The organism is Sphingobium indicum B90A (assembly GCF_000264945.2).
GTDB classification, from domain to species: Bacteria; Pseudomonadota; Alphaproteobacteria; order Sphingomonadales; family Sphingomonadaceae; genus Sphingobium; species Sphingobium indicum.
Genome location: NZ_CP013070.1, coordinates 344,038 through 369,112, shown reverse-complemented (window position 1 = coordinate 369,112; position 25,075 = coordinate 344,038). Strand labels below are relative to the sequence as shown.

At 59.2% G+C, this 25,075-nt stretch carries 27 protein-coding genes and 1 pseudogene; 16 read left to right on the top strand and 12 right to left on the bottom strand.

Annotation, left to right across the window (positions count from 1 at the left end; all coding sequences use genetic code 11):
• Positions 1-14: 14 nt before the first annotated feature.
• Complete coding sequence (locus SIDU_RS19165; RefSeq protein WP_148663237.1) at positions 15-911, bottom strand: hypothetical protein; 897 nt, start codon at positions 909-911, stop codon at positions 15-17.
• Between the two features lie 69 nt (positions 912-980).
• On the opposite strand from SIDU_RS19165, the gene SIDU_RS01905 reads away from it, so the two are divergent.
• Positions 981-2,291: an SLC13 family permease gene (locus SIDU_RS01905; protein WP_007683810.1), complete on the top strand. Its 1,311-nt coding sequence runs from the start codon at positions 981-983 to the stop codon at positions 2,289-2,291.
• A gap of 549 nt (positions 2,292-2,840) precedes the next feature.
• Here SIDU_RS01905 and hmpA read toward each other — a convergent pair.
• From hmpA to SIDU_RS01890, 3 genes are read right to left on the bottom strand one after another with little or no spacing between them, the layout of a single operon-like run.
• Positions 2,841-4,052, bottom strand: coding sequence for an NO-inducible flavohemoprotein (hmpA, locus tag SIDU_RS01900; protein ID WP_007683809.1), 1,212 nt, complete (start codon positions 4,050-4,052; stop codon positions 2,841-2,843).
• Between the two features lie 42 nt (positions 4,053-4,094).
• A complete protein-coding gene (locus SIDU_RS01895) occupies positions 4,095-4,370 on the bottom strand; it encodes a DUF1971 domain-containing protein (protein WP_007683808.1) in 276 nt (91 codons plus the stop codon).
• Entirely contained in the window at positions 4,363-4,785 is a 423-nt protein-coding gene (locus tag SIDU_RS01890) for a group III truncated hemoglobin (RefSeq protein WP_007683807.1), read from the bottom strand. The genes SIDU_RS01895 and SIDU_RS01890 overlap by 8 nt, the downstream gene beginning before the upstream one ends.
• A gap of 107 nt (positions 4,786-4,892) precedes the next feature.
• Between SIDU_RS01890 and SIDU_RS01885 the strand changes: the two genes are divergently transcribed.
• Positions 4,893-5,333 (top strand): Rrf2 family transcriptional regulator, encoded by a 441-nt coding sequence (locus tag SIDU_RS01885; RefSeq protein WP_007683806.1) that lies wholly within the window; start codon positions 4,893-4,895, stop codon positions 5,331-5,333.
• Between the two features lie 403 nt (positions 5,334-5,736).
• On the opposite strand, the gene SIDU_RS01880 is transcribed toward SIDU_RS01885, so the two are convergent.
• Together SIDU_RS01880 and SIDU_RS20180 are read right to left on the bottom strand one after the other, a co-directional pair.
• Complete coding sequence (locus tag SIDU_RS01880) at positions 5,737-5,910, bottom strand: DUF465 domain-containing protein (RefSeq protein ID WP_020818173.1); 174 nt, start codon at positions 5,908-5,910, stop codon at positions 5,737-5,739.
• A 42-nt stretch (positions 5,911-5,952) separates the two neighbouring features.
• Positions 5,953-6,084, bottom strand: a complete 132-nt coding sequence (locus tag SIDU_RS20180) for a hypothetical protein (protein WP_257787145.1) — start codon at positions 6,082-6,084, stop codon at positions 5,953-5,955.
• 1,254 nt (positions 6,085-7,338) lie between these two features.
• Here SIDU_RS20180 and SIDU_RS01870 point away from each other — a divergent pair.
• The 4 genes from SIDU_RS01870 (at position 7,339) to SIDU_RS01855 (ending at position 10,534) form a co-directional block, all read left to right on the top strand.
• A complete protein-coding gene (locus tag SIDU_RS01870; RefSeq protein ID WP_007683804.1) occupies positions 7,339-7,746 on the top strand; it encodes a globin family protein in 408 nt (135 codons plus the stop codon).
• Between the two features lie 87 nt (positions 7,747-7,833).
• On the top strand, positions 7,834-8,568 hold the full coding sequence (locus SIDU_RS01865) for a uroporphyrinogen-III synthase (RefSeq protein ID WP_007683801.1): 735 nt from the start codon (positions 7,834-7,836) through the stop codon (positions 8,566-8,568).
• A 1,209-nt stretch (positions 8,569-9,777) separates the two neighbouring features.
• Complete coding sequence (locus SIDU_RS01860) at positions 9,778-10,317, top strand: hypothetical protein (protein WP_233431860.1); 540 nt, start codon at positions 9,778-9,780, stop codon at positions 10,315-10,317.
• 7 nt (positions 10,318-10,324) lie between these two features.
• Positions 10,325-10,534 carry a hypothetical protein gene (locus tag SIDU_RS01855; protein ID WP_007683798.1) on the top strand — a complete coding sequence of 70 codons (210 nt, stop codon included), beginning with the start codon at positions 10,325-10,327 and terminating at the stop codon, positions 10,532-10,534.
• A gap of 329 nt (positions 10,535-10,863) precedes the next feature.
• Here the strand turns inward: SIDU_RS01855 and SIDU_RS19160 are convergent, their stop codons facing one another.
• Positions 10,864-11,082 (bottom strand): hypothetical protein, encoded by a 219-nt coding sequence (locus SIDU_RS19160; protein WP_148663236.1) that lies wholly within the window; start codon positions 11,080-11,082, stop codon positions 10,864-10,866.
• 128 nt (positions 11,083-11,210) lie between these two features.
• On the opposite strand from SIDU_RS19160, the gene SIDU_RS19155 reads away from it, so the two are divergent.
• A complete protein-coding gene (locus tag SIDU_RS19155) occupies positions 11,211-11,495 on the top strand; it encodes a hypothetical protein (RefSeq protein ID WP_148663235.1) in 285 nt (94 codons plus the stop codon).
• 136 nt (positions 11,496-11,631) lie between these two features.
• Here SIDU_RS19155 and SIDU_RS01850 read toward each other — a convergent pair whose 3' ends face one another.
• Positions 11,632-12,444, bottom strand: a complete 813-nt coding sequence (locus SIDU_RS01850) for a universal stress protein (protein WP_007683796.1) — start codon at positions 12,442-12,444, stop codon at positions 11,632-11,634.
• Between the two features lie 377 nt (positions 12,445-12,821).
• On the opposite strand from SIDU_RS01850, the gene SIDU_RS01845 reads away from it, so the two are divergent.
• The 8 genes and pseudogenes from SIDU_RS01845 to SIDU_RS20320 form a co-directional block, all read left to right on the top strand.
• Entirely contained in the window at positions 12,822-14,618 is a 1,797-nt protein-coding gene (locus tag SIDU_RS01845) for an assimilatory sulfite reductase (NADPH) flavoprotein subunit (protein ID WP_050983534.1), read from the top strand.
• 11 nt (positions 14,619-14,629) lie between these two features.
• The gene (locus SIDU_RS01840) at positions 14,630-16,348 is read left to right on the top strand and encodes an NADPH-dependent assimilatory sulfite reductase hemoprotein subunit (protein ID WP_007683792.1); all 1,719 of its coding nucleotides are present in this window, start codon (positions 14,630-14,632) and stop codon (positions 16,346-16,348) included.
• Positions 16,341-17,513, top strand: coding sequence for a cystathionine gamma-synthase (gene metB / locus SIDU_RS01835; RefSeq protein ID WP_007683790.1), 1,173 nt, complete (start codon positions 16,341-16,343; stop codon positions 17,511-17,513). The genes SIDU_RS01840 and metB overlap by 8 nt, the downstream gene beginning before the upstream one ends.
• Positions 17,514-17,549: 36 nt before the next feature.
• Positions 17,550-17,801: a hypothetical protein gene (locus tag SIDU_RS01830; protein ID WP_007683788.1), complete on the top strand. Its 252-nt coding sequence runs from the start codon at positions 17,550-17,552 to the stop codon at positions 17,799-17,801.
• 25 nt (positions 17,802-17,826) lie between these two features.
• On the top strand, positions 17,827-18,327 hold the full coding sequence (locus SIDU_RS01825; RefSeq protein ID WP_007683785.1) for a redoxin domain-containing protein: 501 nt from the start codon (positions 17,827-17,829) through the stop codon (positions 18,325-18,327).
• Positions 18,311-18,640 (top strand): hypothetical protein, encoded by a 330-nt coding sequence (locus SIDU_RS01820; protein WP_007683783.1) that lies wholly within the window; start codon positions 18,311-18,313, stop codon positions 18,638-18,640. Before SIDU_RS01825 ends, SIDU_RS01820 begins: the two co-directional genes overlap by 17 nt.
• Positions 18,640-19,014 (top strand): DUF488 domain-containing protein, encoded by a 375-nt coding sequence (locus SIDU_RS01815; RefSeq protein WP_007683781.1) that lies wholly within the window; start codon positions 18,640-18,642, stop codon positions 19,012-19,014. Before SIDU_RS01820 ends, SIDU_RS01815 begins: the two co-directional genes overlap by 1 nt.
• A gap of 148 nt (positions 19,015-19,162) precedes the next feature.
• Positions 19,163-19,393 (top strand): annotated as a pseudogene (locus SIDU_RS20320) (enoyl-CoA hydratase-related protein); the annotation flags it as partial.
• A gap of 159 nt (positions 19,394-19,552) precedes the next feature.
• Here SIDU_RS20320 and SIDU_RS01805 read toward each other — a convergent pair.
• Positions 19,553-19,972, bottom strand: a complete 420-nt coding sequence (locus SIDU_RS01805; protein ID WP_039979675.1) for a MarR family winged helix-turn-helix transcriptional regulator — start codon at positions 19,970-19,972, stop codon at positions 19,553-19,555.
• Between the two features lie 70 nt (positions 19,973-20,042).
• On the opposite strand from SIDU_RS01805, the gene SIDU_RS01800 reads away from it, so the two are divergent.
• Positions 20,043-21,821, top strand: a complete 1,779-nt coding sequence (locus SIDU_RS01800; RefSeq protein ID WP_007683776.1) for a chloride channel protein — start codon at positions 20,043-20,045, stop codon at positions 21,819-21,821.
• 88 nt (positions 21,822-21,909) lie between these two features.
• Here the strand turns inward: SIDU_RS01800 and SIDU_RS01795 are convergent, their stop codons facing one another.
• From SIDU_RS01795 to SIDU_RS01785, 3 genes are all read right to left on the bottom strand, one after another.
• Complete coding sequence (locus SIDU_RS01795) at positions 21,910-22,758, bottom strand: LysR family transcriptional regulator (protein ID WP_007683774.1); 849 nt, start codon at positions 22,756-22,758, stop codon at positions 21,910-21,912.
• A gap of 206 nt (positions 22,759-22,964) precedes the next feature.
• Complete coding sequence (locus SIDU_RS01790; protein WP_007683772.1) at positions 22,965-23,459, bottom strand: DUF6306 domain-containing protein; 495 nt, start codon at positions 23,457-23,459, stop codon at positions 22,965-22,967.
• Positions 23,460-23,469: 10 nt separating this feature from the next.
• The gene (locus tag SIDU_RS01785; RefSeq protein WP_007683770.1) at positions 23,470-24,318 is read right to left on the bottom strand and encodes a LysR family transcriptional regulator; all 849 of its coding nucleotides are present in this window, start codon (positions 24,316-24,318) and stop codon (positions 23,470-23,472) included.
• Between the last annotated feature and the right edge of the window lie 757 nt (positions 24,319-25,075).

The following is a 25,075-nucleotide window of genomic DNA, read 5'->3' as shown; positions in this document are numbered from 1 at the left end:
GCGTCCGCGATCCCTCAATGCAGAGGATCGCTGCCCGACCGGCTGTCCCACACGGCGAGCACCGCTCCTGTAGCGCCATTTTCCAAGCGGATTTCATCGAAGGTCGCGGCCCACACGCATTTGGGTCGTTCATCGGGGCCAGCCGTTTGCGTGCAATGGAGCGGATCGTCGCCCCCGCCGAGACGGCCGGTCAGCTGAAGGCGAAATCCACGGCTGCCGTCCAGTTCATCGCCATCAATACGCCGTACTATTTCAAATCCGCTTGTCTTCCGAACGGGTCGCTCCTGCTCTTCCTTCGATCGGAACCGCGCAATGGCAACCGACAGGTCCGGTTCATGGCCGGTCGCGGCTAATGACGCTGTCACCTTTGAGGGCGGGCAACTCTCGCTGGATGACCACGGTCGCTCAATCCAGAAGCCAGCAATCTCGCTCACCTTTCTCTCGTCAGGGAGTCGCCAATCCTCTGCCGTCCACAGCGTTGGCATCGCCTGAGCGCGTAGGACGCCCTCCTTCTCTTCAAATCGCCACCGCATCGGATCGGCGCTGTCCTCCGGCGCGGGTCCAGAGCAGCCGAATGGCAGGGACAGGATGAACCGCTTGCCGGACGCCTCGGCGACCTCGCTCGGCCATGGCTGGGCGGAGGCGTAGGCATCCGCGCCTCGTGCGGCCAGTTGGAGCAAGTCGGCTCTGCCCAGAATACGGACATTCTCATAGACCGGCGGCGGAGAAATGACCTTCACGACCTTCGGCCGAGCTTCCGAAGGCTGCGATCTCGGTGCTGTAGCCCGCCCGAGCAGGAAACCTCCTCCACCCACAAGGATGATTAAGGCCAGCCCCGCCGCAATGGCAAGCCGGCTCGACCTGACGCTTGGTTCCCGCATCAGAACCTGATAGCAAAAATGCTCTTCCACTCCACTCCCAATAGAGCTTCGCCGAGCGAGCAGCGTTGACAGTCCAGCGCCGGCAGACGAGGCAAAGCCATGAACTTCGACCAAATCCTGACGTTACTCGTCCTGGCCGGCGTGGTCTCCGCGTTGATCTGGGACCGAGTGCGCGCTGACATAATAGCGCTCAGCGGCGCTGCCGTGCTGCTCATGAGTGGCGTGGTGCGACCCGTGGATGTTCAGGGAGCCTTTGCCAGCCCGGCGATCATCACGCTCGCTTCCCTGTTCGTGATCGCCTACGCGCTCGAACTGTCGGGACTTCTAGACCGCGCGATCGCGATGGCTGTGTCCATGTGTCGGCGCATGGGCACAGCCGGCGTGTGGCTGCTGCTCTCGATGATCGGCGCCGTGTCCTGCTTTCTTAATTCGACGCCGATCGTAGTGCTCGGCGCCCCGGTAGTGCGCGATGTCGCGACGGCCCTCAATCTATCGCCAAAGCGCTTTCTGATACCGCTATCCTACATCACCATCCTGACCGGCTGTTGCACCCTGATCGGCACCTCGACCAACTTGCTGGTCGATGACATGGCGCGGGTGGCGGGCCAGCCGCGATTTGGCATTTTCGAGATCACGCCAGTTGGCATTCCCATGGCACTCGCCGGCGGCATCTATCTCTTCTTCTTCAGCGGAAAGCTGCTGGGCGGGCGGCACGAAACGGAACAGTCCGATGCGCCCGCTGACCTCAATGAGCAGGCACGGATCAACAGCGCGCAGGTCGGCGACCCCTCGCTGTTCGCCGAGCCCAGGTCGCTTCAACCGGGCAAGGCTATCATTGCTCTTGCCGTGTTCGTGGCCGCCGTGGCGCTGGCGACCCTCAATGTCGCGCCGATCGCGGCAACGGCCTTTTCCGGCGCCGTACTCCTCATCCTGCTTCGGATCATCAGCGCGGACGAGGCCTATAGCGGTCTGCGGCCGCAGATACTGATCCTGATAGCCGGTATGGTGGTGATAGGCATCGCCATGGAGCAGAGCGGACTCGCTGCTGAAGCCTCCGCAATGCTGATCCGGAGCGTGAACGGGCTGAGCCCTCTCGCCGCGCTGATTGTCCTCTACCTGCTGACGATGATCCTAACAGAACTTCTGTCCAACGCCACCGTCGCGGTCCTCGTCACGCCGGTAGCGGTGGCACTGGCGGCTAGCCTCGGAGTAAGCCCCCGTCCCTTTCTTGTTGCGGTGATGATGGCCGCGAGCGCGGCATTCGCAACGCCCTTCGGTTATCAGACCAACGTTATCGTCTATCAAATGGGCGGCTATCGCTATATGGACTTCGTGCGCATCGGGCTACCGCTGAACTTCATCACCTTCGCCGTCGCGATCACGGCGACCACCGCGGTTTTTCCCTTCTGATGACTGGGCGGTGGTGACGGCGCCGTTAATCCCCTAGTGAACCCGGCGATCTGGTCGTTGGCTTCATACCTTGGCAGCCGTCGGCATCATGTTGGTGTTGAAACGATACATGACCCAGATAGACATTCCGGTCGTGATCGCCACGCCCGCGACTGCATCAACCAGGGTGATGATCCCGAAGAGAGTGGCAGTAGATGTATTCCCTCCATACGCGTGAAATCGGCTGATGGCTGTTGGATCGCCGCATGCGGTGCAGCAAAAACAGCGGCTCGATCACGAACAGCATCGCAGTGAAGAGGAGCCAACACCCGTCATGGCATGCATCCACCACTAGGATAGGCCATCCAAGCCGCTGCCTCCGGCGAGCGAGACCCAGATCGCGCCTGCATGGCGCTCCTCCAGCCGGTGCGAGGCACTGAGCCGTTCCTCCAATGGATTGCTACCATCGATGGACGGCATCACCAAGAGCGTGACGAATGCGACGCCCAAAACAAGACCGCGAGGACGTGAACAGCCCGCGCTATGGTGATGTCGTCCATCGTCGTCCGATCAGGCCGCCAGCAGTTCGTCAGCGGGACCGAAGAATTCATAGTGGATTCTTGCTGATGCCACACCGGCCAGCGAAAGCGTCGAGACGGCATGACGCAGGAACGGACGTGGTCCGCAGATGTAATAATCAGCGTCAGCTACCGGCGTGTTGGCGACCAGCCATTCGTCGGTGATGATACCAGCCGCATCATAGTCGCGGCCTTCGATCTCGTCCGCGAGCGGTGTCTGGTGGAAGTCCGTCACCTTGACTGCCTTGCCTCGTGCGGCGACAGCACGGACATGATCGCGCATCGCGTGCGTGTCCCGGTCGTGGGTGCCATGTATATAATGAACGGCAATGTCCGTCCCGCTCGCGACCAGCGCCTCGAGCATGGCAACCATCGGTGTCAGACCGACGCCGCCCGACAGCAGCACCACTGGCCGTTCGACGTGGTCGGCCAGGAAGAATTCGCCGGCAGGTGCAGCGACCTTAAGAATAGTTCCGGCTTCCGCTTCGTCGTGGAGCCAGCCGGAGGCGAGGCCCAGTGGCTCGCGCTTGACCGAAATCCGATAGGTCCGGCCATTGGGAGCCGCCGAGATGGAATAGTTGCGCTTGACAGGCGGGTGGCCGGGTATCTCAAGCCAGAAGGTGAGATATTGCCCCGGTATGTGCGCCATCACCGGCTTGCCATCAACGGGACGCAGCACGAACGATTTGATCACACTGCTCTCGGGCACAACCTCCACCACGCGGAAATCGCGCCAGCCATTCCAGCCACCGATCGTCTCCTTCTGCTCAGTGTAGACGCGTCCTTCGCGGGCGATCAGGATATTGGCAAGAAACCAATATGCCTCTCCCCAAGCGCCAAGAATATCGTCCGTCGCCGCGTCGCCGAGCACCGCCTTTATTGCACCCAACAATGCTTCAGCCACATGGGGATAATGTTCCGGCAGGATCTGCAAGCCCACGTGCTTCTGCGCGATCCGCTCGACGGCAGGCGCGAGCGCGCCGAGGTTGTCGATGTTGCTGGCATAGGCCAGAATGGCTCCCGTCAGCGCCCGGGGCTGAGAACCGGCATCGCCATGATGCGACTGATTGAACAGGTCGCGAATCTGCGGGTTCTCGAACATGCGCGAATACATCTCGTGCACGATGTCGAGACCGTGGGCTTCCAAGGCGGGTACCGTGGCTTTGACAAGGGCAATGGTCTGCTCGCTGAGAGGCTGCGACATCGATATCTCCTTTGCTGCGGTTTACTTTAAGGGGGGAAATAGTCAGGAAAACGGAGCCTGATCATAGAAATCGATCTGCATTCTCATGGCGCCGAGAGGCGTCACGAAATGTGGCTGCTGGGGCATTACTATGCCCGGGTTGTCCGACGTCAGGACAGATTCCGATAACGGATTCAGACAGGTAAGCTGAAGGCGTCCCTCCAGAACCCGGATCACCCCCCATACACCTGCCTTTGTGTCATGTCGCGCGCGCAGAGCAGCAGGCAGTGTGTCCTGATCGAAGATAGGCGTGGACCGATAAGGTTGGATATCAGCCATCGCGCGTTGTCCTTTCTGCCGCCATTCCTCCCCCAGGATTGCGCGGTAGCCGGAAGAATATGGCAAGTTGCAAACTCTCAGCGATCTGTGCCGCCTTGGCTTGAAGGGCCGCGGCAGCGTCCGCGTCCATCATCTCATTCGTTGTCTGCCGCCAAATTGAAAGCCACCGATCGAAAAGTTCCGGAGAAATCCGTGCCTTGTGACTTAGATGGGCGGCAACGGGCTGACCTTTGTAGCGTCCACTCGCGAGCATCACCGACGACCAAAAGGCGGTCAATTTCTCCAGATGTTCCGGCCAGTCATTCACGGCATCGTTGAAAACCGGGCCAAGTTGGGTGTCAGTCCGGACACGAGCATAGAAAGCTTCAACTAGGCCTGCCAAATCGGCTTCATCGATAGGTGAGACGTCATTCACGACTCATGCTCCAATCATGCATTCCAAATATATCTATAAGCCGCATTTGAAAGATGCAACAAGAATACCTATTATCTCGGCATGACTGGGAACGGGCCGAATCGGTTATGAAGCTGACGCTGTTCACCGACTATTCCATGCGCGTGTTGCTCTATCTCGCTGCACGACCCGACCGCCTGTCGTCGATCGCGGAGGTGGCCCAAGCCTATAACATATCGCAGAACCACCTGATGAAGGTCGTGAACGATTTAGCGCGAACGGGCTATATCGAAACCCTCAGGGGACGCGGAGGAGGGATCCGGCTCGGGAGAAATCCAGCCGACATCAATCTTGGCGAATTAGTGCGACACACCGAAGGAGGATTCGATCTTGTGGACTGCGGGAGTTGTATCGTCGCGCCAGCCTGTCGGTTGACCGGAGTCCTGAAGGAAGCCTTGGGAGCTTTCCTTTCTGTCCTCGATCGCTATTCGCTCGCGGAACTCGCGACCGATCCTAGCCAGATCGAAGGGCTTTTTTACGCACTTGGTAACGATAACATGCCCACATGACTGCGTGCGTGCCTGATAACGATGATAATTCGGCTCGATGACTTCACATATTCGGTAGGGTTCTGAAACGTAACATTATAAGACGCTATCTACAGGGAATTAGGCGTTGTGGGGTTCGAATTTACCGAGACCGCATTTGTAGGTCGGACTAGTTCCGGCCATGCAACACGCCAGGAAGTAAATAGGCGTGCCAATGGTCGGTGAAGAACTCTGATGACTTGTGATCTGAACGGACGGGCAGCCTTGCTCATGGCGCTCTCCACGTAGCGAACGCCAACTTCGGCGCAGGACCGAGCGCTCCCGTGTGGGTGCACCGAGTGACGGCGCCAACAGGCGCACTGGCAGGCGCCATCGAATATGATATGCGAAGGCAGGCGACATGGTCGCCCGCCTTCGCCTCGTGTCAGGTGGGCAGACTCCCGGAGATGCGAGTCATGCGATCCTTCAGCGAAAGTTTGATCTTCTTCAACTTGCTTAACCGAGCCTCATCAGGCTGCAGAACTCTGCTCTCGGACTCGATCTGTTTGCTGATCCTGTCATGAGCCGCCTTCAATCGCCCGAGAAAACGAGCAGACATATGCTCCTCCTTTCTTGGAATGGAACGAATGGAATGAGGCTATTAATTTGCCGTCTTTGCTGACGCCTTTTCTCCATTCAAAACATTGCTGACAGTGCTTGCGGACGCTTCCTGAAGCTTCTCTTTTTTCGGCTTGCGGGGCTCGCGGTTCCCAGACATTTTCTTCTTACCCATGACTATGCTCCTTACCATGATCACTTCACGGTGATTGTCCCATTTACGCACCTGATCGAACACAGCCGTTCGATCAGGGCTGAGAAACTGGTTCGGGGGGAATCCTGAAATACGGGACGAACGTCATAAGAGAGGCCTGCTCGGCTATCGCCCCGGCAACCGGCGCAACGCGCACATCACGTTAACCGACGAGAGAGATAGCAAGAATGTTGAAAAACGACCTGCACTTCGTATTGAAGCCAATTTACTTGTACCGAATTTAAATCTTGGATCGGCAGTAAATCATGCGATGCCCTAATCGGCGCGACCGCCGAATAGGGCTCAAAAGCCGAAGATGGGTTTCTTTTTTGGCAAAACTGCTCGCATGGTACGGTGATTTTTCATGATGGTTAAATGATGCCATATATTCTGCGTAAGTCAAGCGCGGCGCTAACACGGGTTCGCCGACCACAATGACGAGAGAGTTAAGCGCGCGTTCAGGCACGTAGCTAGTTGAACGCCCTCCGATGTGGGTTCTGGGAATTTCGCACGCCTTTCAGTTTTTGTTCGAGCTATCATTCTTTCGAAAGCTTGGGCCGCGCTAGACTGTCGAATGATTGAAGATCTTTGAATTTCGTCCCTAACATCAGCCGACCGCACCTTAATTTCCCGATTCACCTATGCGTGTGGACGGCGGCAGCGAAGTTGAAATCCTTCACTATGTCGGGGCGAACCCGGTGGGTCGCCCCAAAGGCTGGCCATCCGGGGCATGGATGTCTCAGGCGGCCGCAATCGAAGCCCTTGAGGAGCAGTCATCAACCCTCATGCCGACACCATGGCTTCGCACTATGGCAAGCGACCGGGAGCGGGTGACGAGTCTTCTGAGTTAAGGGTCTTTCCCATACGGCTCGTAAAGCAATTGCAAGCTGACCGGAGCGATCCGAACGGCGATTGCGATGGTTCAACGCAGCAGGCGATAACTCGGACCGGCGAGGAAGAACTCGAGGACTTGATCGTCAACCTGCAGGGAATCATCTAGCATGGTCGACCTGCGGACGATTCACCGCCTTGTCTATCGAAACGCGCAACGCTATGGTGTGAGCATGGCTCAGGATGTTCACAGCTTCCGTCAAACCTTCCATCGCGGCAGCAGCGCGCTAGCGCGCTAATTCGCCCTGACGGCGTACCGTCAGGGCCAGCATCGTCTCTTTTCTCCGTCTTTTCGAGGATGCCACCGCCGATGCTTTTCGGCGCGGTGCCCGTGAGGAGCCTATCGTGAAACAATTTAATGAAGCTACCATCGCGACAATCATCGACTCCGCACACCTCGTGACTTATGCCGCCCATGAAATCGCACTCGGTATTTACAACCAACTAAAGCAAAGATCTGCTGAGGCGAACGCAACCCATGACGAAGACGCGGCTTTGAAATCCCACTGTGTTGCAAACATCGCAACATTTGTTCGCGACATCGCGTGCAATATCGGTGCCCCGGATGCCAAGGAACGACTTTCCGATCAGCTCGGCAGCTTCAACATGCATCGTTCAGGCTATGCGATTGCCGGAGACGTTCTAAAGCCAGTTTTCCAGGATGTGCTAGGAGCCGATGCAACTGACCATCTCTGTGCAGCTTGGGGGGACGTCTACTGGGATCTTGCCGCGCCGCTCAGCCAGGCTGCCTAACCGGCTGCTGCCGTCGGTGCATATTTCGTGCGGGACGCCCCCCCCCCCCCACGATTGTCTCGCGCTATTCGTTGTCGGGAGCCGAACATGTCGTCGCAGTTTCTCTGGGTTACCCGGTCCTCGCCCTATGCTTTCCTAACGGGTCATCATTTGCGCTCTGCCGGGCACAAACCGCTGATCGCGCCGGTTCTCAACATTCGGCCAGTGTCCTATGCCCCCCTCTCCAAGATGCCGGACGCCCTAGTCTTTACTAGCACGCACGGCGTCACTAATTATCACTTTGATCCGGAAATGGCTGAGGTGCGGGTTTTTGCCGTGGGCCAACGAACCGCGCGGACGGCACGAGATGCAGGCTATCGCAACGTCACCTCAGCCGATGGCAACGTCAGCGATCTACAGGATCTCCTCGCATCCCGTGTGGCACGAGGATCGTCCGTCGTTCATCTTGGCGCTGCCGAACCTGCCGGCGACCTTACTTGCAAACTTGTCAGCCAAGGATTTGCCGCGCGGCATATCCCCGTTTACGAAAGTCTGGACGTGCCAAGCGACACGCTCCGTCCAGTTGGTGCCGCGCTCCCCTGGCTCGATGGCGTTCTGGTGCATTCCCCAAAAGCTGGACGCCGTTTGGCCCGATTCCTTCTGGAATACGAAAATCTTTGGCACGGCACCATCTTTTGCATATCCCGCGCGGCGGCCCAGCCGATCAGCGCGGTAGCGGGGGGACAGGTGCTGGTGGCGCAATATCCGACGGAAAACGCCTTGATTGCACTGGTCGGCGGCGATGGCGGGTACCCCCTGCCGAGTGGCAAAGCACACGCTTGATGGCAGAGCGTGCTGCCTTCAGGATAACCGATCAGCGAAGAGCGGTGGTTGCCGGGTCTCGATTTTCAATGGCCGCAGCCATTTTCGCTTGTCGTCGGAGAGCCATATTGTCTCCTTCATGCGTGCGCCCGATCCGATCAGCCTTTGCAGTGGCGGGTTCTGACGCGGCCCATCTTGGCAAGTCCGGTGGTTTAGGCCCGCGCGCAAGCCGAACATGCGGTAGGCTGGCGGTCACCCGACGTCCGTGGCGGCGTTTGCCCTTCGGGATGGATGGGCGGCCACATTCGATCTGGACTGTGACATGGAAGCCCGTCGGTGAGCCGGAGCCGAATGCACAAGCACGCAGCTCCGACGAAGCCGTGACCAAAGAGGTGCAGTCAATGGAGAAGGCGCCTATTTGAACCGCTCGCTTCTAACAGCGTCCGGGCAAACTCCCCCACGCTGTGCGCTAGGCTTTTTGCGCGACGGTATGTCCGCTTCTCGAGTGGCCGGAACTCCGGCTCTGAGGCATGAAACTTATAGCCACCACGACATCGGATCGCGATGCCTACAACGCGGCGATTGGCTTCAACAACAAAAGAGTCCGACATTCTTACCTCCGGTCTGTGCCGTCGGCGGCAGGTCGGTTGAGAGGAACGAGCAGCGGGCGGCTTTACATCAAGGGACAGAGTGGGCCCCGGTCATACCAGCGAAGGCCAGCACAGGCCGGGGCTCAGGAGCCTGCGACGATGCTGCCGGCGTGAAGCTCACGAGAGCGTCGGGAAAGAAAGCTGCTCATGGCAAGGACATTGGTATCCCAGCAGTGTTTATCAAGATCAGGCCAGCCGGCGGATTGACATTCACGTCATTTGGTCCATCCTGAGCGGTGCTATGTCTAATGTCGTATTCATCGAGCGCTTGACGCACCACGCGGGCCGCCAGCTCCGAGGCTAGCTTCCCCGAGTCCATTGAGGGGCTCGGGGCCACAACTCTCCCACAGGTAAATGGAGGCGGTGCTCGCCGCCAGGAGCATTACATGAATAGCGATCGACAAAACGTGGATTCCGCGAAAGCCGAGATGCGCAACGAGAAGACGCAGACCTCGGATGACAGGGTTGTCGTGCCCTTCGCGTCCCGACGCAGACCCTCCCCACCTATCCAGGATGAAGCGAACCCTGATCCGCCATCAGCGGCGTGAATCTTCAGTTTGAGCCCATCCGGGAGAAGAAATTGTCAAGTAATACCGCGTGCCAGGCTGGCCTCCTGCTCGGCCTGATCGATCAGGCTGCGCGGCGCGCACATGATGTGTTGCGCCTGCCCTCGGGTATCCTGATCGCAAAGCGCTTAGAGGACGATGGCTTGAGCAGGATTGAAAGGCTGGAATTGTCGCCGCTGGCTGATGACCAGTTGCTCGCGCTGGCCTTCAGGCGAGCGGGCCAGCTTGAAGGAACGGACCTGAGGGAGGACATGATTCAATTGTTCAAAACGGGTCTTCCGAGCTTTGCGATTGAAGCCCAGCGCCGTGTCGTCATGGCAGATTTACCGCGTTCGGGATTGCCCGTGATGGCCGCTGCGAATGCCGTCGATGCATTAATCGAAGGCGAAGACCTGTCCCTCAAACGTGACAAATTGGCCTTTCTCCGCACCTATGCGGACCTTTATGCAGACCTGTGGTGCGATCCTAGGCTAGGCGCTCCGGTCCCGGTACGCCGCATCATGGCAACCATGGTCACGCGGCTTCACGACCTGGCAGCAGCAGAGCACCGATGAAGGGCACATGACCCATGCTCAATCCGGGCCGCACGGCTTTTACCTGCTGGACCTTCACCTTGATGAGATCTTAGGATGGCTGGTCATCTTGGCTGTCGTCATGCTCTATTCCGTGATGTTCGCGCTCACTGAGCCTGCCAATCGACGCTGGTGGACGACCGCCGCAGTCGCTCTCATGCTTATGACGGGATTGATCTGGATCTGCCATCGTGGGTAGCCGGCGTGCCCCCTTCCGCTTTCGCTTGTCCTGAATGCGAGAAAGTTGGATCAGGAAGATGCGTAACTGATCGACGCGGTGATCACCTGATGGATCGTCGCGCGATCTGCGACATCTCGACAAGGGATTTGTCCTGCTCCCGCGCGAAGTCCATGCAGGCCGTCTCCAGACGGATGCGAACGTTACAAAGGAGCCGCAGATCACAATCGGTGATGTTCGCGCTCGTTGTGGGCGGCCCGATTTTGGGGGACAATGCGTTCTAGAACCAAGCCGCAGGTGATGAGGAGCACGCATACAGCCGAACTGGTAATCATACCACCCGCTCCCGTTCACTGTTTATCGGGTTCCGATCCCAAGATGGCGCGGGCCATGCGCAGCATGTTTCGATAAAGCCGCGTGTCGCTCTGCCGACGTGCTTCGCGCTCCGGAAATGCTTCGCGCAAAATGCGCTTTGCGACCGATTTGACCTCGCGGACACTGGGGCGCCTGCCTTCGCCCATGCACCTAATGAGTACGGGATATCTCAGGCGAAGCGGATTGAGCGACATGATCTTCTCCTCTCTGGCCGAGTTTGAAAATTCTTCCCACCCGCGAATCGATCGGGCGCAGACTTCCTTGGTGTCGGCGTGTCACTCCCACCAAGCGAAGTGCAACCGTCGCGACGCTGGCGAATGTGATGGCGGTTCACACCAACTCGCTGTTCCTGGAAACTATTCGGGAAGAACAGGAGCAGCATCATCACGGCGGCGAGCGTCCCATTGGGGATGCCGAACCAAGCGGAACGACATATAACCGGTCCAACAAATCGCCAACGGTTGCTACAATACTTCCGGCAAACAAACCAAGAGACTTGAGAACGGCGGTCAACATGAGCATCGCCCTGCAACCGTCTCGAGACGCGGATCTCGGTTTGCCATTTCCTCCTCCTTTCGGGCAGAACGACACCTACTCACATATTTAATTCGAACTACGATATATGCTCGACTTGATCCCGACACCATTCGACGGTGGACATAGAGCGCAGCCCCATCCATCGATGCCGAAAAATAGCAGCTTCTGGCTATTAGCAGATGTGTGAGTGCAGGTGATGCCCCCCCTCAGTGCGACAGAAATAATGGCGGGCGACGCTTGCTTTCCAGCAGATACTGCGTCGTGCCGCCGAAGATGAATCGGTGGAGTCGTGGGTGCCCAAAGGCACCAGCGACTAGGATATTCGCATCCATCTTCGTGACTGCATCGACAATTGCCGAGCTGGCATCGCCCGGCGTATACACGACTTGCGTATCGGCGCGAATACCCTGATCTTTAAGATATCGGATTGCGCGCACACCATCGCACGATCGCCCCATCCCATGAGGCACTATCACCAGGATCACACGATCGGCCTGTTTGAGCAGCGGAACCGAACGCCGCAGGGCGCGCGAGGCTTCCCGTCCGCCGTCCCATGCGACCGCGATCGTCCCACCCATGACGGGTGGTTTGTCAGCGAGGAAGGCGGGCCGGCGTTCGTCAAGCAGAATCTGCTGGAATGCGCCAGCAAAGAAGCCATCGCCCCCCGCAGCCGATCGATCCCAGATCACGACGTCAGCCAAACGGGTGGCGGACCTCAGCCCTAGCCAGTCGTCCGTGGTCACCTGCTCAAACATGGTCTGGGGATAATCCAAGTCCGCCAGAAGATCGCGGCAGCGAATGCGCGCGCGAGCCGTCTCCTCCTCGATCGCCGTTATGGCAACGTCCGTCACACTAACCCCGCCCTCCATAACCCAGTTGAACAAACTGCTCGGTGATGGTGCAGCAAACACTACGGAGAGGGTGGCATCGAACGGCGCAGCGAGCGCCTTTGCCACGGAGAGCGATTGAGCGTCTTCGGAGGTACCTAACACCGGTACGAGAATATTGGTCCAAGCCATCACAGCTCCTCCGAACATCCGCGCCAACATCCACTTACAAGGTCAATCTGACTGCGCGTGTCATGCAACGGTGCCGCATTCATAATGGACCAAATTTGAAGGCAGACAAGCGAATGCTATTGTACATTAGCAGCAACTTATTTGCTCTATCCTGATCTAAAAAGATGAGCGTCAAACCCGCTCCCTCCACGAGACCATTCACGCCAGATGCAGCAATATATTTGCGCTGAATTACCAATAATCATCATTTGCCTTATCTGTGGTGACAGACCACAGTGAGTTCCTGAGCGAAAGACGCTTCCCAGCGAACGCGCACAGGATGATCCGATGGATCAAATGGACGCCAAAACAGGAAGTTGCGCCGAGGAACCAAATGAATGTCTGCATCTGAGCTTTCAGGGAATCCCCTGCCCCTGGAACAATGGCGACAGGTCGAAGGACTGACGTGGTCACTCGACGCAATGCAGATACGTTGGCTCAGCGGCTATTTCGCCGGACTCGACGCCGGATTGCGATTGCCCCCTTCGCAGCCGGCGTCGTTTACCGCGGCGCGCACGCTCACCATTCTCTATGGCACCGAAACCGGTAACGCCGCCGAACTCGCCCGAATGCTCGACGCCACCATTAAGCAAAGAGGGCTGAACTGCAATCTCCAAGACATGGCCGACTATAAAATTCGGCAGCTCGCCCAGGAGCAGGATTTACTGATCATCGTCAGCACTTATGGCGAAGGCGAACCGCCTCAACCTGCAACTGGCTTTTTCGAATTTGCCGAGGGTCGCAAGGCGCCGAAACTCGAAGGCGTGCGCTTCGCCGTGCTGGCACTTGGCGATTCAACCTATGAATATTTTTGTCATGCTGGAAAGCGCCTCGATCAGCGTTTCGAGGAACTCGGTGCTCAGCGCCTTGCCGCCCGCGTTGATTGCGATGTGGACTATGAGGAACCTGCTCAAGACTGGATCGCGTCGATTGCAGATGCACTCGCGACCGACGTAGTAATGAATCACCCGCCGAGCGCGGCCCCACTTAGCTCTTCCGCTAGCGCTCCAGCGCCTGTCCATGACAAGCGCAATCCTTTTCCGGCCACGATCATCGAGAACGTCGCTATTGTTGGCCGCGGCTCCACTAAGGAAACCCGGCATGTCGAATTCTCGCTTGCAGGGTCGGGCCTCACCTATGAACCAGGCGACGCACTCGGCATCGCCACCCCAAACGATCCCGCTGTCGTAGCCGAACTGCTGGACGCCCTCGGACTTGCGCCGGAGATCGATCTCGAGATCAAAGGCAACCAATGCTCCCTCGGCGAGGCCCTTACCTATCGCTTCGAAGTAACGGCTGCAACGCCGCGTTTCCTCGACTATTGGACGCTCGTCAGTGATGTCGCGCTACTCAAGCAACTGCAGGAGGAGGACCGCGCCGGCGAGCGTTCGGTGTTCCTGCGCACGCATCACCTAATTGACATCGTCCGCCGCTTTCCCGTGCGGCACATCAAGCCACAAAGCTTCGTTTCGGCTTTGAGGCCACTCCAGCCACGGCTTTATTCGCTAGCGTCGAGCCTGAGCGCAGCACCCGACGAAGCGCATCTCACGGTCGCGCCGCTGCGATACACCCTTCACGGCACACCCCGCAGCGGGGTTGCCTCCGGCCTCCTTGCAGACCGCGCGGATATCGACACCGTTCTGCCGGTTTACATCCAGAGCAACCAGCATTTCAGGCTCCCGGCAACCGATGCGCCGATCCTGATGATCGGAGCCGGTACCGGGGTCGCGCCCTACCGGGCTTTCCTGCAGGATCGCGAGGCGAAGGCCGCTTCTGGTAAGAGTTGGCTGTTCTTCGGCGAGCGGAACTTTCGCACCGATTTTCTCTATCAAAGCGAATGGCAGGACTGGCTCAAGGACGGCATGCTGACGCGCATGGACGTCGCCTTCTCGCGCGACCGCGCCGACAAAGTCTATGTGCAGCACCGGATGAGGGCGCAGAGCCGCGACATCTTCGCCTGGCTGGAAGAGGGTGCGCATGTTTATGTCTGCGGCGATGCCGCCAATCTCGCACCGGACGTCCACGAAGCCCTGATCGATATCGTGGCACATGAAGCGCATACCGGACGCGAGGCAGCGGAGGACTATGTCCGCTCTCTCCAGGCCGACCGTCGCTACCAGCGAGATGTTTATTGAAGGGGCTTGAAATGACCGACGCGACTGTCATCGACCGAACGCGCGACCTGTCGCAGCCACTCGAACGGCTTGGTCCGGACGAGAGCATGAAGGACCGCAGCGACTACCTGCGCGGCACCATTGCCGGTGGCCTGCTCGACCAGATCACCGGTGCGGTTCCCTCTGCCGATGATGTAAAGCTGATGAAGTTTCACGGGATCTACCAGCAGGACGATCGGGACCTGCGCGACGAACGCCGACGTCAGAAACTCGAGCCGGCCTATCAGTTCATGATCCGGGTCCGACTACCGGGCGGAGTCTGCACGCCCGCGCAATGGCTCAAGCTCGACGAGCTCGCACGGGCGCACGGTGGCGAAACGCTACGCATCACCACCCGCCAGACCTTTCAGTTCCATTGGGTCCTGAAGGACAGTCTGCGCCCCATCATTCAAGGATTGCACGACACGTTGCTCGACACGATCGCAGCGTGCGGCGACGACAGCCGAGGTGTGATGTGCACGGTCGATCCGCAAAGCTCACGCTTCCATGCGGAGGTCGCCACCCTAGCGAAGAGCGTCAGTGATCATGTCATTCCCAAGACCCGAGCCTATCACGAGATCTGGTACGGCACCGAGCGGGTCGCCACTTCAGAGCCTGAAGAACCCTTCTACGGCCGAACCTATCTCCCGCGAAAATTCAAGATCGGCTTCGCATTGCCGCCCTCTAATGACATCGATGTCTATGCCCAGGATCTCGGGTTCATCGCGATTGCCGACAAAGAGGGACTGGCCGGGTTCAACGTGGCGATCGGCGGCGGGATGGGCCGCACCGATCAGGCTCCAGAGACCTATCCGCGGCTCGCCAGCATAATTGGATTCGTGTCCGCCGACCGCGTCATTGCCTGTGCCGATGCGGTCATGGCCGTCCAGCGCGACTATGGTGACCGCAAGGATCGCCAGCGCGCGCGCTTCAAATATACGATCGACGACAAGGGTCTCGACTGGATCAAGGCCGAGATCGAGCAGCGCATGGACGTCCCGTTCGAAAGCGCGCGCGCCTTCGAGTTCACATCGAACGGCGACAGCTATGGCTGGAACATAACCCCTGACGGTCGCCACCATCGCACACTCATCATCGAGAACGGACGCCTCAATCTCAAGCTGCTCGACGCGCTTCGGGATATCGCCCGCGTCCATCGCGGGACTTTCCGACTGACAGCCAACCAGAACCTCATCGTCGCCGGCGTACAGGCGGAGGATCGCGCGGCGATCGATGCCATCCTGGCCGAGCACTTTCCGGACATCGATCACTTCTCGATCCTGCGGCGCAATGCGATCGCCTGCGTCGCCCTACCGACCTGCGGCCTCGCGATGGCGGAAAGCGAGCGCTATTTGCCATCGCTGCTCGACAAGATCGAGGAAATCCTCGCCGAAAGCGGCCTTTCCGACGAACCGATCACGGTGCGCATGAGCGGTTGCCCGAACGGCTGCTCGCGGCCCTATATCGCCGAGATCGGGCTGACAGGACGGGCGCCCGGCAAGTATAATCTCTATCTTGGCGGTGGTTTCCATGGCGAGCGCCTGAACCGCATGGTCCGGGAGAATGTCGGAGAAGCGACGATCCTGGAGGTGCTGGCTGAAGCCCTCGCCCGCTATGCCCGCGAGCGACAGCCCGGCGAGCATTTTGGAGATTTCACTATTCGCGCCGGCATCGTCCGCGAGGTAACCGCAGGGCGCTTTTTCAATGACTGAACCCACAGACGGCCTTCCGCGGCCGCAGACCATCACCGCCGCCTATGGTGTGGCCAGCGATACCGCATTCGGCGCCGTGGCGCCGCCGCTCTACCTCTCGAGCACCTACGAGTTCGCCGGGTATGACGAACCGCGCATCTATGACTATGGTCGCGCCGGAAATCCGAACCGCGAACTGCTTGGCGATGCCCTCGCCAAGCTTGAAGGGGGGGGCGGAGCCGTCATCACGTCTAGCGGAATGTCCGCGCTCGATCTCCTCGTCGGCAGGCACCGGGCAGGCGATCTGATCCTCGCCCCGCATGACTGCTATGGCGGCACCATGCGGCTTCTCAAGGCGCGTGCAGATCTTGGTCACTGCAGCGTGCGATTCGTCGATCAAACTAACATGGGCGCATTCGAAGCCGCACTGGAGGAAGCGCCAGCGCTGGTTCTGATCGAATCCCCAAGCAACCCGTTAATGCGAGTCGTCGATATTGCTGCACTCTCGCGCAAAGCACACACGGCCGGCGCCGCGGTTGCTGTCGACAATACCTTCCTGTCGCCCGCCAACCAGCGTCCGATCGAACTCGGTGCGGATTATGTAATTCACTCCACGACCAAGTATCTCAATGGTCATTCAGACGTGATCGGCGGGGCGGTAGTCGCAGCCGATCCAGTGCAGGTTGAGCAACTGCGGTATTGGGCGAATGTTGTCGGAAGTGCTGGCGCTCCATTCGATGCGTGGCTGACATTGCGCGGCCTGCGCACGCTCTTCCCGCGCATGGAGCAGCAGGAGATCAACGCCATGGCGGTTGCCCGTTTCCTCGAGAAACATCCTGCTGTGGTAAAGGTTCACTACCCAGGCCTGCCGTTGCATCCCAGCCATGCGATTGCCTCGCGGCAGCAGCACGGCTTCGGCGCGATGCTGAGCTTCGAGTTGCACGCCGGCGTTGCCTCCGTTCGCAAGTTCATCAGCGCCGTGCGGTTCTTTACGCTCGCGGAGTCGCTCGGCGGCGTTGAAAGCCTTGTGGCCCATCCGGCTACGATGACGCACGCTGACATGGGCGAGGAAGCGCGCGCCGTCGCAGGCATTAGTGACAGCCTGTTACGGCTTTCCGTTGGTTTAGAGGCCGAACGGGATCTGATCGCCGGCCTCGAGGAAGGCCTTTCGGCCTGCAGCGAATGATGGATCCGACAGCCCGACAGTGAAGGAACAGGAACGATGCCCGGATATGTATTCTTAGTCGATATTTTCGCCGTCATCCTAGCGATCACAGGCTTTTCAATGGCTTTTCGCCAGTCGTTCGTCAGGCGCCTCATAGGTCGACCACCGCCACCGACATCCCCGCTCGTCGCAGCGAACAGGGATGAGGAGCCGATAACCTACGTCCTGCGTATCGCCGGTGTCATGCTGATGATCTTCGGTATCGCTATCGGTGGAATGGTGACCTTGTTCAATCTGGCCCAACTATAGCCCCCGACCATGGAAGGACATCTCGATGGAAAACGCAGCCGCCTCGCTCGCCCCGGACTGGCACGTGGCGCAGTGGTTCAATAGCTCGAGCCCGCTTGCCATCGAGAACCTGCGCGGCAAGGTCGTCGCTCTTCACGCCTTCCAGATGCTGTGTCCCGGCTGCGTAACGACCAGCATCCCACAAGTTCAGCGGATCGCACGCGCCTTCAACCCCGCCCAGCTCGCCGTCATTGGCATACATACGGTGTTCGAGCATCATGATGTCATGACGCCTCAGGCTCTCGCCGTGTTCATTCGCGAGTTCCAGCTGACCTTTCCCATCGGTGTCGATCTCCCTGGACCTGCGGGTCCGATCCCGCAGACTATGTCCGCTTATGCTATGCAGGGGACGCCGACGCTGATCCTGATCGACCGCCGCGGCCGCCTGCGCAAACATGCGTTCGGGACAGAGGACGACATGCGCGTCGGGGCCGATATCGCCATTCTCCTAGCAGAACGGGAGCTGTCCAATGACCCATCACTGTGATCATTCGATCGATCCCGGCGAACTGGCCGATGCCGTCCGCTACATTGCGCAACGCCACCGCGCTGAGGATCGTCCGCTCGAAGTGCTGGCAGAAGAGGTCGTCCATGAGCGCTTCCGCACTCGCCTGATGCCGGACGAAAACGATCGCACAAGTCCCGCTAATACGGATCGCGTCATCGAGATCTGCCGCCAGGTCCGACTCCTGCTCGCAAGCGGGACCGTCATCGACGCCATTGACGAAGCATCGATCGAGTCCTTTCCCGCCAGTGACCCGCCCGCATGGATCGGGCACAGACCGCCTGGAGACACCTGATGGGTACGCTGCGTATCAAGCGCATCTATGAGCCCCCGCTGCCGAGTGACGGCTTTCGTGTTCTGGTCGACCGGCTTTGGCCCAGAGGTGTGTCCAAGGCAGAGGCGGCCCTCGATCTCTGGCTCAAGGAGATTGCACCGTCAGCGGAACTGCGGGAATGGTTCGGCCACGACCCCGCCCGGTTCGACGAGTTTGCGACGCGGTACCGCTCGGAGCTGAAGACCAATGTCGAGGCGGTCGACCAGCTTCGTGACATCGCCAAAGCCCACGACACCACCCTGCTTTATGGCGCGCACGATAGGCGTGCGAACCAGGCGGTCGTCCTCGCGGAATTTCTTGCCGGGCAAGGGCCGCATTTCGAGCAGGATGCCTGACCAGGCTTTCGACCGTATGGGCTTTTCATGGACGTGCGGCGCGCAGCGCAAGGGTCGTTGCGCGAATTGCCGCTGCCCAACCTCTCGGTGGCGTCTATATTGCCGGGCATGAGTTCCGCTTCCATGCCCATACCGTTCCAGCCTCCCACTGGAACGGACGTCATCTGACGGGTTTGCTGCTCGGCAACGTCATGCTGGCGCTCGGCCCCTGGTTCGTGTCGCTGATACATTCAGCGGCGAGGAAGCAGACGCGATGGGTCTCGTCTCGATGTCGGTGCCGGACGAGGCAGTGGAGGGCAAAGCCGTGGCAGTGGCGGCCCAGCTTGCCGATCGTCCGCCCGCCGCGCTGCGCTGGACAAAACACACGCTGAATCATTGGCTGCGCCAAGCCACCCCGATCTTCGATGCCTCGCTGGCGCTCGGTGATCGGCTTCGCGGGACCGGAGGGACCCGAAGGCATCGATGCCTTTTTTTCAAAAGCGCAAGCCTGTCTTCGATCCGGCACTCCCCGCCTGATCGTATCACCCGATCTGCCGGTTCAATCGAGTTTGTCGAATATCTCGAGAAGCAACGGCCGCAGCCGCCGGATTTCCTCGCGATGCATGGTCGAAAGCGAGGCGAGAATGTCATAAGCCTTGGCGGTCAACCGCAGGAGCGAACGACGACGATCGTCCGGTGACACCTCCCGGACGATCAGACCCAATGCATCGAGGCGGTCGACCAGGCCCGTCGCGCTATGCGCCTTCAGGACCAGCCGCTCGGCGATATAGCCGACAGTCGCCTGGTTAGCATTGGCAGCGCGAATAGCAAGCAAGGCCTGATGCTGTTGCGGGGTCAGCCCGAGCATGCCCGCATGCGCCTCGCTAAACGCCTGGAAGCGCCGGATCTCATGCCGAAACGCCGCCAAAGCACGATAATCTTCATCGGCCAATAATGCGTCCTTTGCGCGCACAACCATTCTCCGCATTGAATCATATCGCATTACGATATAATGCGACCCCTCCAACAGCAAGAGGTTATGCCCGCTTATGTCCCTAACGCCGACGCGAGTCGTTGAGACCCATCAACTGGCAGACCATTCCGTCGATCTGCGGATGCCGCTGCTGGCGCTCATGGCTTTGGTTGTGGGAACCGGCGGCGCGGTAGGCGCGTGGGTGCTCGTGAAGCTGATCGCGATTGCAACCAACCTGTTCTGGTTCGGACGGCTCTCGGCGGCCCATTCGGTCATCATGGACAGCAATGTCGGCCTGCTGGTAGTGGTTATCCCGGTGATCGGCAGCCTACTCGTCGGATTGATGGCGCGATTTGGGTCCGACAAGATCCGAGGGCATGGCATTCCCGAAGCGATCGAGACGATCCTGTTCGGCGAGAGCCGGCTCTCGCTTAAGGTCGCCCTGCTCAAACCGCTCTCTTCGGCGATTTCCATCGGCAGCGGTGGGCCTTTTGGCGCCGAAGGACCGATCATTATGACCGGCGGCGCCATAGGGTCGCTCTTTGCCCAATGTTTCCATCTGAGCGCCGCCGAACGAAAGACGCTGCTCGTCGCGGGCGCCGCCGCAGGCATGACCGCGATCTTCGGCACCCCGCTCGCGGCCATTCTCCTGGCGGTCGAGGTGCTCCTGTTCGAATTGAAACCGCGCAGCTTCGTACCCGTTGTCGTCGCGACGATCGTTTCTTTGGCATGGCGGCCCCTTTTCCTTGGCTCGGGATCGATGTTTCCGATGACCGCGACCGTGCCCGATTCAGGCTGGAGCCTGCTCGCCGCCGCCGGCATCGGCCTTCTGGTCGGCTTCGAGGCGATGCTGCTGTCGACGTCGCTGTACCGGATCGAAGATCTGTTTCACAAATTGCCGGTCCATTGGATGTGGTGGCCGGCGATTGGCGCGATCGTCGTTGGTCTGGGCGGCCTGATCGACGCCCATGTCCTGGGTGCGGGCTATGCGAGCATCGAAGCGCTGCTGACGGGTTCGCTGGCTCTCAAGGTCGTCGTCGCGCTCCTCGCCGTGAAGGCGGTGGTCTGGCTCGTCGCGCTGGGCTCGGGAACGTCAGGCGGCGTTCTTGCGCCGCTCCTCATCCTCGGCGGCGCGGCCGGCTTTCTCATCGGTCAGTTCCTCCCCGGCGACGCAAGCTTCTGGGCGATGATCGGCATGGCCGGTATCATGAGCGGCGCGATGCGCGCGCCGATGACCGGCGCGCTGTTCGCCGTCGAACTCACCGGGCATTTCGAAGCGATCCCCTACACCATCACCGCCGCCGGAGCCGCCTACGCAATCAGCGTCTTGCTGATGCGCCGGTCGATCCTCACCGAAAAGATCGCGCGGCGCGGACGCCATATCCTTCAAGAATATACTGTCGATCCGCTCGATCTCCTGCAGGCAGCCCAGCTTATGACCCCACATCCGCAGACGCTCTCCGGCGGCCTGACGATCGAGCAGACGCTCACCTTTTTCACGACCCAGGCCGAACATCGAAGCTATCCGGTCGTGGATGCCGGGGGGCGGCTGATCGGTCTCGTGTCCCGAACCGATGCGCTGCGCTGGCAGATCGACCACAGCCTCGCGAAGACCCTGCTCTCCGATGCCATTTCCGATTCAACACAACCCGTCGCCTATCCCGACACGCCCAGCGGCGTCGTGGCCGATCTGATCATCGAAACAGGAATCGGCCGGATTCCCATCGTCGATCGCGAAACCCGCAAGGTGCTCGGGATCTTGTCGCGTCAGGATCTCCTCAAGGCGCGCAGTACAAATCGGCTTGCCGAAACCGGCCGTAACCGATTTGTCTTCCGAACCAATCCCGCGTCCTGAGGATAGCAGCCCAGCGGGCTCACATGTACCGCAATCCGTTCATCCGCGCCTGCTCAACCCCAAGCGCCTCGCTGGGCAATCTTGGCGATCAAACAGCGATCTTGGCGGCGACGCGAAGCCCTTCGCGAATACGGTTCATTACGCCCGGATCGGCCTTGGTGGAGTGCACAGCATAAGCGGAATAAGAGAACTCTGGGCTGCTGGGGACCAGGGCAAGCCGGTTCTCCTCGAGATAGGACCGGATGAAGCCTTTTCGGAAATAGCCGCTCCCGCCCGTCGCCAGAATGTATTCCAACGCCAAAGGACCATAGCTGATTGAAACGACGGCATTGGGATGCTCGGGGAATGCGGCTTGGAAACTCGCCGCAAACTCATCACCCCAATCAATCTGGACATGGTCTTGCGACGACAGAGGAACAGTGGTGGGTGTGGTTCTCACCATCACTAGCTTTTCCTCAAACAGCAACTCGGCCACCACACCGGGCCGATGCGGCGCGGCATAGAGAATCGCGACATCGAGCGATCCATCTTGGACCTGCTCCATCAGGTTCTCGGCTGTATCGATTTGTGTGCGAACGGCAATTTCGGAACATTCGCGCCGCATCCAAAGGAGCCAGTGGCGCAGGAGCGGATTCCAGAGGCTGAGCTCCGCTCCCACGGTAACCACCGTCTCGCGTCCTGGTGGCAGAGCGACCGCGCGTCTGGCACGGGCCCAGACTTGCACAAGCGTCGTCGCGAACCGGAGGAATTGCTCCCCGGCAGGCGTCAGTTTGGCTCCGGCCTTGTTGCGGATGAATACCGGACAGTCGAGCTGTTCCTCCAAAACCCGGATGCGGGCGCTGACCGCGGTTTGAGTGAGATTGAGATTGGCGGCGGCACCCACAAAGCTGCCTGTCTTCACAACCTCGAGAAAGGTTCGCGCGATCGCGATGTCCATGCTACAATTTCCCTGTCCTTAACTTGCATTTATATTCGCAAAATTTGATGGCCACTAACGCAGGATAAGCGCTCACTCAAGGCCACAATGCAGTGATCGGGATACCTAAGTTCTGGCTCACCGAGCATTAGACCCGCTGCGAAAATCCTGCCTTTTCACGGCACTGGGGAGCATCGCGCAGGCGAAATCAGCGTGTCATTCGGGACTCAACGCGTGACCGAGTCAGCGTCAAGGAGGTCGGCCGCTTTCTGGATATTGCTCCTATGGCTTTCCAACATCTCTTTAAGAGCGCCGTGCAGATGCTCATCTCGGACCCGCGGTAACATCTCTTCCAGCCTTCGAACGACCCAGGCTTGGCCACGATTGAGGAAATTCAGGCGATCATATGGATCAACTATCGCAAGCGCCTTTTCCCGAAACGCTCCCGTCTTGCGCGACGGTGTCGCCTTAAGGCGCCCAATCTGCTCGGCAAGCATCGCGCACCAGCGCGCTTCATCGGCGCGAACTCTGAGCATGAGCGCGGAATACGCAGGCGTGGCGGGAATCCTGCTGCTGGCTAGCGCTACCTTTGCTCCCGCTCGCTCGGCCTCGAGCAACTCGTTAAGGTTCTTGAGAAGTTCGTCACGGCCAGCATAGCCCATATAGACGTCGTCGGCCTCGGAAATGAAGCAAACCGGAGAAGAAGGCTCGTCTGATATCATGGATCACCTCTCACACCGAAAGCGCCGCAGCCTCACGAAGGCCCGCCCGTATGCGGTTCATCACCTCTTGGTCGGCCTTAGTCGAATGAACCACATAGGCGGAGTAAGAGAATTCCGGGCTGTTCGGGACGACCGCGAGACGCCCCTCGTCAAGATAAGACCGGATGAAACCCTGGCGGAAATAGCCACTTCCGCCTGTGGCAAAGATATAGTCAAGAGCCAAGGGGCCATAGCTGATCGACACCACGGCGTTGGTTTCGTCGGGAAAGGCTGACTGGTGGCTTGCCGCGAATTCCTCGCCCCAATCCACTTGCACATGGTCCTCGCGCGCGCGAGGCCGGTTCGTCGGTGTCGTGCGAACCAGGATCAGCTTCTCTTCAAATAGGAGTTCCGCGATGATCCCGGGCCGCCTCGGCGCCGCGTAGAGCACCGCGACGTCCAGCGAACCTGATTGCACCTGCTCCATAAGTCGCTCCGAGCCATCAATTCGCGTACTTACGGCTATTTCTGGGCATTCACGCCGCATCCAAAGCAGCCAGTGTCGCAAAAGAGGGCTCCATAGACTAAGTTCGACCCCCACGGTCACGATCGTTTCCCGACCGGGCGGCAATGCGACCGCGCGTTGCGCCCGCGCCCAAACCTGAACCAAGGTGGTTGCAAATCGCAGGAACTGCTCTCCAGCATCTGTGAGTTTGGCACCTGCCTTGTTGCGGACGAACAGCGGTCGATCGAGCTGCTCCTCCAGCACCCGGATCCGGGCACTGATAGCCGTTTGAGTCAAATGGAGATTGGCCGCCGCGCTAACAAAGCTGCCTGTCTTGACAACTTCCAGGAAGGTCCGGGCCGCGCTGATGTCCATACAGCAAATTCCTTACACCCAACGTGCAATAATATTCATTTGCTTTATAGATGCTAATGGATCGATGATGCGAGCGCAAGGCGAGACATTCGTCCATGCAACAACACTAAAAGAGCAGCGACGCTTGGGTACAACGCACAGTGAGACACCCTGAACCATTCAAACCCGGGCGCCCCGCGAGAAAATTCGAGCTGTACATGGCCCTTGGCACGCTTTCTTTCCTGCTGGGTGTAGGGTTCGCCATCCTCTATTTTCATGATCGGGGGTTTCTTGGCATAGAGCTCTCTATCGCTGCGATGACGTTCACCGCTGCCGTTTGCATCGGCATTGTCGTCGGATTGACCATTGAATGGTCAACACAGCGAAGGACGGGCGCCAGAACGCGTGAGATTCCCCCACCCTTTGACATATATTCCGTTTGGCCGCCCGCTTCCGACTCATTTAAGTCTGCGGTCAGGAAGGACCAACTGAGGCCGAACGAAAAGCAGGGAAGCAGGTTGAGACGATGACAAAAGATCGGGAGGGACGCATTTGTGCTTGTAACAGCAGGCTTGCGCTCCATCCCGGCTGCACTGGAGAGGCGCCATTCGTAGACTACAGGATATCAATTCGTCGATATTGCAGCTGATACCCGGGCGCCGTCAACTGTTTCGGTCGACTGAAGAGGAAGCAAGATGCTAATAGATGTTTTCGATGGTCGCGACCATAAGAATGCCACACCCGCCGGATGCTTCCATTTTGCGCGCTCTCCTACTCC